9 protein-coding genes are annotated in these 11,837 nt (G+C 61.0%); 7 read left to right on the top strand and 2 right to left on the bottom strand.

The features are described from left to right. Positions 1 to 3 precede the first annotated feature (3 nt). The 7 genes from kdpB (at position 4) to VSP_RS29015 (ending at position 8,729) form a co-directional block, all read left to right on the top strand. Positions 4 to 2,025, top strand: coding sequence for a potassium-transporting ATPase subunit KdpB (kdpB, locus tag VSP_RS29045; protein WP_009965145.1), 2,022 nt, complete (start codon positions 4 to 6; stop codon positions 2,023 to 2,025). A gap of 9 nt (positions 2,026 to 2,034) precedes the next feature. Then, positions 2,035 to 2,634: a K(+)-transporting ATPase subunit C gene (kdpC, locus tag VSP_RS29040; protein ID WP_009965144.1), complete on the top strand. Its 600-nt coding sequence runs from the start codon at positions 2,035 to 2,037 to the stop codon at positions 2,632 to 2,634. An 80-nt stretch (positions 2,635 to 2,714) separates the two neighbouring features. Further along, positions 2,715 to 3,140: a potassium-transporting ATPase subunit C gene (locus VSP_RS29035; protein WP_009965143.1), complete on the top strand. Its 426-nt coding sequence runs from the start codon at positions 2,715 to 2,717 to the stop codon at positions 3,138 to 3,140. A gap of 160 nt (positions 3,141 to 3,300) precedes the next feature. Beyond that, positions 3,301 to 4,743 carry a hypothetical protein gene (locus VSP_RS29030; RefSeq protein WP_009965142.1) on the top strand — a complete coding sequence of 481 codons (1,443 nt, stop codon included), beginning with the start codon at positions 3,301 to 3,303 and terminating at the stop codon, positions 4,741 to 4,743. A gap of 15 nt (positions 4,744 to 4,758) precedes the next feature. After that, on the top strand, positions 4,759 to 7,410 hold the full coding sequence (locus tag VSP_RS29025; protein WP_009965141.1) for a sensor histidine kinase: 2,652 nt from the start codon (positions 4,759 to 4,761) through the stop codon (positions 7,408 to 7,410). Continuing rightward, positions 7,407 to 8,114, top strand: a complete 708-nt coding sequence (locus tag VSP_RS29020) for a response regulator (RefSeq protein ID WP_009965140.1) — start codon at positions 7,407 to 7,409, stop codon at positions 8,112 to 8,114. The genes VSP_RS29025 and VSP_RS29020 overlap by 4 nt, the downstream gene beginning before the upstream one ends. A gap of 336 nt (positions 8,115 to 8,450) precedes the next feature. Continuing rightward, positions 8,451 to 8,729, top strand: a complete 279-nt coding sequence (locus VSP_RS29015) for a hypothetical protein (RefSeq protein WP_157211123.1) — start codon at positions 8,451 to 8,453, stop codon at positions 8,727 to 8,729. Positions 8,730 to 8,849: 120 nt separating this feature from the next. On the opposite strand, the gene VSP_RS29010 is transcribed toward VSP_RS29015, so the two are convergent. Both VSP_RS29010 and VSP_RS29005 read right to left on the bottom strand, forming a co-directional pair. Continuing rightward, on the bottom strand, positions 8,850 to 9,293 hold the full coding sequence (locus VSP_RS29010; protein ID WP_009965138.1) for a hypothetical protein: 444 nt from the start codon (positions 9,291 to 9,293) through the stop codon (positions 8,850 to 8,852). A gap of 29 nt (positions 9,294 to 9,322) precedes the next feature. Further along, positions 9,323 to 11,833, bottom strand: a complete 2,511-nt coding sequence (locus VSP_RS29005) for a protein kinase domain-containing protein (protein WP_009965137.1) — start codon at positions 11,831 to 11,833, stop codon at positions 9,323 to 9,325. Positions 11,834 to 11,837 lie beyond the last annotated feature (4 nt).

The following is an 11,837-nucleotide window of genomic DNA, read 5'->3' as shown; positions in this document are numbered from 1 at the left end:
ACCATGTCCCACCAAGTTCCCTCCCTCTTTGACTGGAAGATCGCCGGTCCGGCGATTGGAGAGTCGTTCAAGAAACTCGATCCGCGCCTGATGATCAGAAACCCCGTCATGTTCGTGACGCTGGTTGGTGCGGTGTTGACCACTGTGAGCATCTTCACGGCCCCGGTGGACCGCTTCTTTATCGTCCAGCTGGCCATCTGGCTCTGGTTCACTGTCCTGTTTGCCAACTTCGCGGAGGCCATGGCCGAAGGCCGCGGCAAGGCCCAGGCTGATTCTCTGCGGAAAGCCCGCAAGGATACGGTCGCCCGCCGCGTGCGCAGCGGCAAGGAGGAGCGGGTGCCTGCTCCCGAGTTGCAAAAGGGTGACGTCGTGGTGTGCGACGCTGGCGATGTCATCCCCGCTGATGGCGAGGTGATTGAAGGCATTGCCAGCGTGGATGAGGCCGCGATCACTGGCGAGTCTGCCCCGGTCATTCGTGAAAGCGGCGGTGATCGCAGCGCTGTCACCGGCGGCACACGGGTCATCAGTGACCGCATCATCATCCGGATCACATCGGAAAAGGGCAACACCTTCCTGGATCGCATGATCTCGATGGTGGAAGGTGCCAAGCGCCAGAAGACGCCCAATGAGATAGCCCTGACGATCCTGCTCTCGGCCCTCACGTTGATCTTCCTGCTGGTGGTGGTGACGTTGAAACCCTTCGGCATCTATGCTGGCACGAACTTCACCATCCCGGTGCTCATCGCCCTTCTGGTGTGCCTCATCCCCACCACCATCGGTGGACTGCTGAGCGCCATCGGCATCAGTGGCATCGACCGCCTGATCCGTCGCAATGTCATGGCCACCAGTGGTCGTGCGGTGGAGGCTGCGGGGGATATTGACGTGCTCCTGCTCGACAAGACGGGCACCATCACCATCGGCAACCGCATGGCTTCGGACTTTCGTCCCGCGGCCGGGGTCACTGAACAGGAGCTGGCGGACGCTGCGCAACTGGCCTCGCTGGCTGACGAAACTCCAGAAGGCCGCAGCATCGTGGTGCTCGCCAAGGAGAAGTTCAACATCCGTGGTCGGGAGGTGGCGGAGCCCCATGCCACCTTCATCCCCTTCACGGCGCAGACGCGCATGAGCGGGGTGGATATTGACGGGCGGAGCGTGCGCAAAGGCGCGGCAGAGTCCGTCCGGCGCTATGTGGAGGAGAAGGGCGGTCTCTATCCCGCCGAGGTGGAGAAGAGCGTGGAAGCCGCCGCTCGCGCGGGTCGCACGCCCCTTGTGGTGGTGGATGGTCAGAAGGTGTTGGGCGTGGTGGAGCTCAAGGACGTGGTGAAAGGGGGGATCAAGGAGCGCTTTGCCCAGCTGCGCAAGATGGGCATCCGCACTGTGATGATCACCGGGGACAATCCGATGACCGCCGCCGCCATTGCCGCGGAAGCGGGCGTGGATGACTTCATGGCCCAGGCCACACCGGAGGACAAGCTCAAGCGCATTCGCTCCGAGCAGGCGCAGGGCCATCTGGTGGCCATGACCGGGGACGGCACCAATGATGCCCCGGCCCTGGCCCAGGCGGATGTGGGCGTGGCCATGAACACCGGCACCCAGGCCGCGCGTGAAGCCGGCAACATGGTGGATCTGGACAGCAACCCCACGAAGCTCATCGAGATTGTGGAGATTGGGAAACAACTCCTCATGACCCGGGGCTCGCTGACCACCTTCAGCATTGCCAACGATGTGGCGAAGTACTTCGCCATCATCCCTGCCATGCTCATGGTCACGTTCCCGGCCATTGCCCCGCTCAACATCATGGGCCTGGCCTCGCCGCAAAGCGCGATCCTGAGCGCCATCATCTTCAATGCGCTCATCATCATTGCCCTCATCCCGCTCGCCTTGCGCGGGGTGCAATACCGCCCGGTCGGTGCGGTGGCGGTGCTCCAGCGCAACCTTTGCATCTACGGGCTCGGTGGCCTCATCCTGCCCTTCGCAGGCATCAAGGCCATCGACGTCATCATCACGACTCTTAACCTCGCTTGATTGAAACATATGAAATCGTTCTTGCTTGATGTGCGTGGGGCGGTGGTCTCCACCCTGGTCTTTGTGGTGGTGCTTTGTGGCATCTATCCCGTGGTGGTCTGGGCAGTTGCCCAAGGCGTCTTTCGGGACAAGGCCAATGGCAGCCTGATCAGAGATGCCGACGGCACCCTCCGGGGTTCTTCTCTGCTGGGGCAGAACTTTACCGGGGAGGCCTGGTTTCAACCGCGTCCTTCAGCCGCCGGTGCCAATGGCTATGATGCGGCCAGCTCCGGCGGGTCCAACCTCGGCCCCACCTCACAAAAGCTGGCGGATGCCGTGAAGGATCGCATAGCCTCCTATCGTGAAAGCAATGGGCTCAAGGCGGATGAACCGGTGCCTGCCGATGCGGTGACAGCTTCTGGCAGCGGACTGGATCCTCACATCAGCCTGCGCAATGCCGAACTGCAGACTGCCAGGGTGGCCCGGGCGAGAAAACTGTCTGAAGACCAGGTGCGCAGCCTTGTTCAGACCTGCATTGAGGGGCCTGGTCTGGGCGTGCTGGGAGATGCGGGGGTCAATGTGCTCCGCTTGAACCTGGCTCTGGAGAAACTGTCTTCTACGATGAAATAACACACGTCGAGCGAAATGGATGTCAGTGCGGGTCCGGTTCAGGCCGGGCCCGCCTGGTTGCTCCACAGCCCTGTCCTGCCATGAAGTCCCAGGTCAATGACCATTTTCCGATTCGCATCCTCGGCCTCTATGCCGTTGTGCTGGTGGTGCTGTTTCTCTTTTTCTCGGGCGTCGCCCACTTTTTGCGAAGCCACCGCGAGGGGCAAAAACTCTCCATTCCCGATGAGAAAGTCGTGGCGGAACAGCTCCTGGCCGGGAAGCTGACCGGGCCACGTTACTTCAAGCTTGGTGAGTCCACTGTGGAAACGCCCCACCCCTATCTGAGCTCCTTCCAGGCACGCCAGCAGGTCGAAGGGATTGCCAAAGAGCGCGGCCTGGATGCTGAGGGCATCAAAAGAGTGGAGGCACTCATCGACAAGCTCACAGAGCCACCACCCTCGCGTGCCATTGGCACTGACCGGTTAAATGTCTGGCGTCTCAATCTGGCGCTGGACGAGCTGCCGTAAGGGAAGGCCGTCCGCCCCGCCGCCCTGCCGAGGGCGGTCGGGACAATCCCGGGGCATCCCACGCAGATCGTGAGGTGCCCCGGGATTGCCCCATCATGGGCACATCCCATTGCACTGCAATGCTCACTGACACGTCATCCAAGTTGAATCGCCTACTGACATGAACTCTGCCCAGACGCATTTTGCCATTCCTACCTATCGATTACGGGATGTGGCCGCCACCATCGAAGCCTACGACGACAATTTCTGGCGCAACGGCCATGCCGCACGGATGTTAGTCTTCGACGACTCCAGTCTGGCTGCCCACCAGAAATACTACAGTCTGCTGGAGCAGACCCGCACCGCCAACGAGCTCTTCTACGTGGGGCCGAGGGAGAAGGAGGAGTTCATTGGTTTCCTGAACCGCAAGCTGCGTGACAAAAAGCTTGAATCACTGGTGCGGAATCTCTTCCGGCCCAGCTATGGCGGGAACCGGAATTTCACGCTGATGTACACGCTTGGTCACTATCTGATCAGCTCCGATGACGACATGCGGCCTGACGCGCTCATCGAGGACAGTATGGAGAGCCTGGCGGCCAACGAAGTCTGCCGCGGCAAGCTCTGCCGGACCTCGGAGAACGGCTACGTCAGCAAGTCCTTTGACCTGCTGGCCGCGTTTAAGGATGCTCTGGGCAAGAAGGCGGGACAGATGCCGGCGAACTACGAACGGGGGGAGATGCTGGTGGATACCTCGATGGATCTGGAGACCAACACTACCAGCACTTTCTCCCGCGAAAACTCCCTGATGCTCCAACCCGGCCGCCTGCCGAGGGAGTCGGTGGTGAAGATTGCCCAGACCTACCGCACGGGGACAAACGACATTGATGCGCTCGACTATGTGGAGATGTTTCTTGCCGACGAAGAACAGTCGGACATCAATGCCCTGAACGACGTGTACGTCCTGGTGAACTTCCGGCCGGTGGTGACCAAGAAGAACTGGCGCATCGACTGCGGTGTCTCCGGCTATGACAACCGGCTGGGGCTGCCTCCCTTTTTCCCCACCCGCCTCAGGTTCGAGGACTACATCTACCGTCTCTGGATCCAGCAGCCCGGAGTGGCGGCTGCCCATGTGGATGCGGTGCAGCGCCACACGAAGAACAACTACATGCGCAATCCGCTGGCCATGGAGGTCTTCAACGAAGAGCTCTGCAGCCTGCTGAAGAAGAAGATCAAGGACAGCGTGTACCACCGCGACGACCTGGGCATCAAGTTCCGCTACAACGGGGAGGTGACCCTGGAGGACACGCAGGAGATTTTGAGCAAGGTCATGGCGGTCTATTCCCGGGTGCTGACTTCTGCGGAATCAGCCGCGGACCCCGAGCGCAAGCACACCCTCAACCTCTTCGCAGAGAATCTCGCAAAGGTGTTCTATGGTTTTGAGCCGGACTTCTTCCAGCAGAACGTGAGTCGTATTGTGGATGATGTCATCAGCCAGATCCACGCCTCGCTTGAGCTCTGGCCGACTCTCGTGGAAATCTGCTATTATCAAAAAGACAAGCAGCCCTTTCCGCAGACCCGTGTTAAAAACAAGCGCCTCAAGCCCGGTCTGACGTCAACCAACTGATCCGCCCGCATTCTGATGACTGAACCCCACCGGCCAGATCCTGATGCCCTTTTGGCAGAGCTGCAGCGTGCCGAAAAGGAGTCCCGTCTGGGACGCCTCTTCATTTTCCTGGGCATGTGCCCGGGCGTGGGCAAGACGTACGCGATGCTGCAGGCAGCACGCCAGCGCCAGAAAGAAGGGGTGAAGGTGATGGTGGGGGTCGTGGAAACCCACGGGAGGTCGGAGACAGCCGCGCTGCTCAAGGATCTGGAGGTTCTGCCCCGCAGGAAGCTCGAGCATCGCGGGCACATCCTGGAGGAGTTTGACCTGGATGCAGTGCTCCAGCAGCGCCCCGAACTCGTTTTGGTGGACGAACTGGCGCACACCAATGCCCCTGGTTCCCGCCACTTCAAGCGGTATCAGGACGTGATAGAGCTCATTGGAGCGGGGCTGGATGTTTACACCACGGTGAATGTCCAGCACATCGAAAGCCAGGTGGACATCGTCCGTCAGATCACGGGCATCACCATTCAAGAGACCGTGCCGGACTCGATCCTTGATCATGCACACGAGATCGAGCTGGTGGATTTGAGCGTGGAAAAACTGCTCGACCGCATGGCGGCAGGCAAGGTGTATCTTGGAGACCGTGCGGAGTGGGCGGTGTCGAACTTCTTCAAGGAAGGCAACCTCACGGCCCTGCGGGAAATGGCGCTGCGTTTCACCGCCGAGCACGTGGATCGCGACCTGGAGGACATCCGCCGGGCGAAGCGGGTGAGCACGGCCTGGAAGACGAATGCCCGGTTGCTGGTGGGAGTGGGGCCCAGCCCGTACTCGGAGAGCCTCATCCGCTGGACGCGCCGGGCGGCCAACCGGCTTTCCTGCCCATGGATCGTGGCGTGGGTGGAGGGCTCCAAAAGACTGGTGCCGGCTGATGAAGAGCGTCTGTCCCGATCACTGGCGCTAGCCCGCAAACTGGGGGCGGAGGTGGTGAGTGTCACGGGGGAGGATGTGGCAGCTTCCCTGTTGCAGATCGCCCGAGACCGCAATGTGAGCCAGATCGTGGTCGGAAAACCAGGCAACAGAGCCTGGAGGCACCGATCATTGTCTGACCGGCTGGTTCAGGAAAGTGGTGACATCGACGTCTGCATGGTGCGGCCGGAACTGGCTGGTGGTTCAGCCAGGTCGGACAAACTACAGCCCGTTGAGCTTCCTGCCGGTCTGGTTGCCGAGTATGTCTGGGCGCTGGGGCTCACGTTCGCCGTGGCGCTGCTTGGCTGGCTGCTCCTTCCTTATACAGGTTATGTTTTTGCAGGTCTTGTCTTCCTGCTGGCGGTGATCGTTGCCGCCGTCCGCCTCGGCAGGGGGCCGGTGCTGACCATGGCCGCGCTGAGTGCTTTCACCTGGGACTATTTCTTCATTCCGCCCCGTTTCACGCTCCACATCAACCAGCCGCATGACATCGTCATGTTCGTGATGTTCTTCATTGTGGCCTTCAGCATGGGCCACCTGACCACGCGACTGCGGCAGCGCGAGCAGGCAGAACGCCGGAGGCAGCGGCAGACTGCCGCCCTCTTGCGAGTCACCCAGAGCGCCGCCCTTACGGCAGAGCCAGATCGTGGTCTTGAGGAGGCGCTGCGCGCTATCAATGAATTCCTGCGTGCCGACACAGCCGTGGTGGTGCGAAATATGGACCGATCACTGCCGCACGCGGTCCATGAGGCCAGCACCCTCAAGCCAAGCGCCAAAGAGTGGGGGGTGATCAATTGGAGCTATCAAAACAAGCAGCCTGCCGGTCGCTTCACGGACACGCTGCCCGAGTCTGAGGCCGCCTGGTTCCCCTTGCAGACGGCGACTTCCCAGATGGGGGTCTTTGGAGTGCGTTTGTCGGAAAAGGCCCTGATGGATTTCACGACCCGCCAGTCCATTGAGGCTTTTGCACTGCAACTGGCCTTGGTCCTGGAGAAGGAGCACTTCATTTTCGCCGTGCGGCATGCCGAGTTGATGGAGCAGTCCGAGCGTCTGCAGCGCACCTTGCTGGACAGCGTGTCTCACGAATTGAAGACGCCCCTTGCCGTCATTCATGCGGCACTGGAGGGGCTGTCAGATGTGAAGAACCCGTACGTGGAGGAGATTCACACTGCCTCGGCGCGGTTGCAGCGGGTCGTGAATCATCTGTTGCAGATGACTCGCATCGAGTCCGCGGCGGTCCAGCCCGTGCGGGAGTGGTGCCTGCTGGGAGATCTGATTGAGCAGGCCCGCCACTCCGTGGGGGAGGTGCTCGACAAGCATCCACTTGCGATGGACATTCCTGCAGACCTGCCTGCTGTGAAACTCGACCCCAATCTCTTCGCCCAGGCCCTCGCGAACATTCTTCACAATGCGGCAGTGTACACGCCGGACGGGAGCCCCGTGGAGATTCATGCAGCGCTGCAGCATGGCGGCATCCTTGCGGTTCGCATCGCGGATCGTGGCCCTGGTCTGCCGCAGAACGGGGAGGAGCAGGTGTTTCAGAAGTTTTACCGCGGACCCGGCAGCCCCACCGGAGGCACGGGACTGGGGCTTTCCATCTCGCGCGCCTTGCTGCGCTCGCTGGATGGAGACGTAAAAGCCTCGAACCGGCCCGACGGAGGGGCAGAGTTTGTCATCACACTGCCTGTAGAGACGCTGACCACCCCCTCACTGCCATGAGTGCTTCCCCGATACCTGGTCAAAGTCGTGCCCTCGTGGTGGATGACGAGGTGCAACTGCGGCGCTTGCTGCGTCTGGCGCTGGAGAGCAAAGGCTATGAAGTCTTTGAGGCCGGGACCGGCTCTCTCGGCCTCTCTGAGGCGGCGTTCCGTCACCCCGATGTCATCCTGCTCGATCTCGGGCTGCCGGACATGGATGGACTGGAGGTGCTCAAGCGGCTCCGCGAATGGACTGAGACCCCGGTGCTTGTTCTGTCTGTTCGTGATCAGGAGGCCATCAAGGTGGCGGCGCTGGAGAACGGCGCGGACGATTATGTCACGAAGCCTTTCTCAACCGCGGAACTGGCGGCCCGTCTGGGGGCCATTCAAAGACGTCGCAAAACGCCGGAGGAGCCGTCGCTGGAACTGGGGAAGTTATTCCTCGATCTCGCCGCACGGGAGGTGAAGCTGGCCGGTGCCGAGCTCAAGCTTACGCCGATCGAGTACAACCTGCTCAAGCTGCTGGCCCGCAATCTGGGCAGAGTGATCACGCAGAAGCAGATCCTGAAAGACGTGTGGGGCCCCAACGCCACCGAACAGGCCCAGTACCTGCGCGTGTATGTGGCCCATCTGCGCAAGAAGCTGGGAGACGCGGCAGGCGTGCAGATCCGCAATGAGCCGGGGATTGGTTACCGGATGGTGGCGGTCGATGGAGTGATGGAGTGATGGAGTGGGGGGCGAGCTGCGGCTGCGCGGGCAGGAAGTCAGTCGTGGCTGCGTTCGTAAGAACGTGGTCAGGCCGCTTGTGAGATGGTGGCGTGCTGATGACATCACAGGGCCACGCGATCCTTCCGCACTCTCACGAGCGCAGCTACGAGCTGCTGCGCCGAACCAAGCAATATGAACTAATCTACCTATTTCCCGGTTGCTAACTCAATGCATCAGATGGTACTTTTGTGCATGGCCTCAGGTTACTTGTCGCAAGCCCGCCTTAAGGCCTTTTCAGACTCTTTGCACCGTATCTATGGGGAACCCATGGGGGAGAATCCGTTGAGGGGCATCATGGATGCGATTGAGCAACTGTTGCCGATTAGCAGTCTATCCGTGGATCAGGTGAATCCGCTGGATTTGTCCATGAAACATATAGACGACCGCTACACGGAGGCGCTTCCGGAGATCCATGAGGTGGTGCCGCAGCCCGTCCATGATCATCCCGGCGTGCAGCATCTGATCAAGCATGGGCCCACGCCGGTGCAACGTTTGTCCGATTTCGTTAGTTTTTTCCAAGGGTGGGAATGGTTCCTGAGGGGGGCATATGCGACGGAGGGAAGAAGCAGTTAAGCCAAAGCCTAGGCCAGCCAGGAGCCACTTGGTGCGCATTGTCTGAAGCATGGAATTGCTTTGGCCAATCTTGAATGGCAACGACTGGAAATCGTGGAGTCTGGTGAGCGCTCCTCAACCCTATCCCGGCAGCGGCGCTTCGCGAATGATCTCCGCAGGCAGACGCATGGAGCCGAGCTTGGGGGAACCGATGGCGAAGCCTGCCATCTCGCGGCCCCAGAAGAGGCGGCTGAACTGGAGGTCATGGATGTCCGCCCAGGGAATGAACAGCCGCGGGTGCCCGGTGCGGAAGAGCCAGGGGGTCTCGATGTAGAAACCAGCGGGTCCAGCATGGATGGTTAACACACCCTTGTAGCTGGCCACACCCACCATGCCGAACTGGCCCGACCACATCTTCCCTTCGGGCGGGGACTTGGCGGCATAGGTGGAGGCCAGTCGGGACCAACCGCTGAACTGGCTGATGAGCCAGACGACGAAACACCAGAAGAGCGGGAAGATGATGAAGAATGCCAGCGGAATCAACGCCACCAGCCAGACGGGAAAGGGAGGGGAGGAGGTTGGCATGGCAGAGGGAGAAGGTGCCGACTCCCGGATCAGCTTCCCACCCGGGTCAAGGTGGCATCTTTGAGCTTCATGAGGTATTCCCCATCCGCGATGTATTGCGGGCGGATCCAGATGCGGTAGAGGCCGGGCTTCTCAAAACGGGCCTTCCCTACAGTTACGGTCTTAAACTCCGTGCTGGAGGTCTTGTCCACGGTCTTCAGGAAGGATTCTTTGCCCAAAGTGGCACGGTAACGTCCCGGGCTGGCCTTGTCGAAAAACTGGTTGATTTGCAGTTCGTACTCACCGGGCTGCTCGATTTTCACGAGCCAGTTGACCTGATCCCCAGTGTTGATCCAGTTGACGATCGCGCCGTCTGCCACGGTGAGTGGCCCGGGCGGAAGCTCCGCCTTGGCGGACTCCAGGGTGGTCGATTCTGCCGTCACCGGAATCATACGGTCAAGGGCCTGATTGACCGTGCGGATGGCACTGTCTGCCACTAGTTTGCGGCGGGGTTCGCGATTGCCAAGATCGCGGAAAAAATTAACCGCAGCAGGATCCGCCACCCGGGCGATGGCCCCCAGGATGGCACCTTGCTCACGACCATCACGGGTGGCGTCGAATGCTTTGGCAAGCACCACGGCGATTTCCTCCTGGGGAATGTTGCCGGACAGGGGAGCCAGAATGCCCAGGCTGTTCACCGCATTGGTCCGCACGAGCGAGTCTTTCTCACGTGCGATGAAGGCTTCCAAAGCGGCTACGGGCTCAGCATTGGGCCACTCTCCGAGGGCGAGTGCAGAGGCAGTGCGGAGCTTGGCGTTGCCATCCTCCAGTGCCTTCCTCATGTCATCCAGGGCGTTGGAACCGCCGAGGCGGCCAAGCGTGCGTAGCAGCATCGCCTGGACATCATCAGTACCCGAGTTGGCGCGATAGCTTTGCAGGACAGGCAGGCTGCGGCGCTCGGCTTCAGGCTCCTTGCGTGCAGCGTTCACCAGCGCGCCTTCAGCCGCCCGGAGTTCGTCGGCATCTGAGCCAGAGACTTCCTCCAGCATGAAGGGAACTTCCGCTGGTGTGGCCACGCGGCCCAGGGCATTCCAGGTGGCGATCCGCACCTCCCGCTCGGTGGCGCGAGCCAGGTGCCGCAGGAGGGGCTCGACCGCATCGGCAATGCCCCGAGTGCCGGCCAGCACGGCGATGTTCTTCCTCGCCCAAGGCTCTCTGGTGCGGGAGATGTGCTGGCGGATGAGCTTGTTGGTGATTTCCTTTTCCTCGAACTTGCTCAGCACTTCGGCAGCGGCGTCGCTGTTGCGGGGGTCTTCCAGGAAGCCCAGCAGCAGGTTTACGTCCTTGGCCGATCCGGTGGGTTTGCTCATGTGAGCCAGCGCCTCGAAGCGGTTCTCTCCCACTACCCGGAGTGCGTACTGCGTGCCGAAGTAAAGGACCGCTCCGATGGCGAGGGTGGCAGGTACTCCAGCTGTGAACCACTTCGGCAGTGCCTTCCTGTGCTGGAGGTGCCTGGGGGCCGCCGCGGCGGCAATGTTGACGGGCTTGGCCAGGGGCTTGGGCACTGGCTTGGAGCCGAGGGCCTGAGTGACGCTGCCTGGACGGGTGAATCTGGGCGCGCTCCGGCGCAGAGCCTGACTGGCTGTGCCGCTGAAGTTGGGTACGGCGGGCGGAGCGGTGAGGATGTCTGGCGGAGGAGGGCGACGGGCAATGGCATCCTCTTCCTCTGGGGTCAACGGGGCCTGGCCTGCCTGGAACCACTCAAAGGCATTGTCCATCGAGGCGGGCCGCCGCTCAGGGGAGCGGCTCATGAGCCACTCCACCCAGCGGCAGAGATCCACTGGCAGATCAGGGCGCAGCTGAGCCAGTGGGATGAAGCTGTGGTACAGGTGGCTCGCCATCACCTCCGGTGCGGTCTCGCCCTGAAAAGGGTACTGCTGCGTGAGGGAGAAATAATAGACGCATCCCAATGAATACAGGTCCGTGCGCACATCCACCGGGGAGCGCTCGAACTGCTCCGGTGCCATGAAGAAGATGCTGCCCAAGATGGCTCCTTCCGCATCGGTCTCCTGTACCATGGGCTGGTGCGCGATCTTGGAAAGGCCGAAGTCGAGAATCTTGATCTGGAACTTGCCGCTGGGCAGCCAGATCACCATGAAGTTCTGCGGTTTGATGTCGAGGTGGATCAGCCCTGTGGCATGGGCGGCGATCATCCCTTCCAACGACTGACTCACGAGCTGTCGGAAGTCCCCTTCGTTCAGGGCTCCCCGCTCAATGATGTCCTCAAGGGTCTCTCCCTTGAGCAATTCCATCACGATGTAGGCACCTTCTTCATCCTTGCCGACATCGAAGATGGTGACGATGTGCGGATGCTGTAGGGTGGAGAGCGTTCTCGCCTCTTCAAAGAGCTGCTCTGCCTGCCGGTCGGCCTCTTCAGCCGACTCCGCGCGCACCCGTTTTAGCGCCACTTCCCGCCGCAGATTCCGGTCGTACGCTTTGAAGACACTTCCCAGGCCGCCATCGGCAATTTTTCCCAGGACTTCGTAGCGGTTTTGACTCATGTGC

The organism is Verrucomicrobium spinosum DSM 4136 = JCM 18804, assembly GCF_000172155.1.
Lineage (GTDB): Bacteria > Verrucomicrobiota > Verrucomicrobiia > Verrucomicrobiales > Verrucomicrobiaceae > Verrucomicrobium > Verrucomicrobium spinosum.
This window is presented reverse-complemented; position numbering and strand designations above follow the sequence as displayed.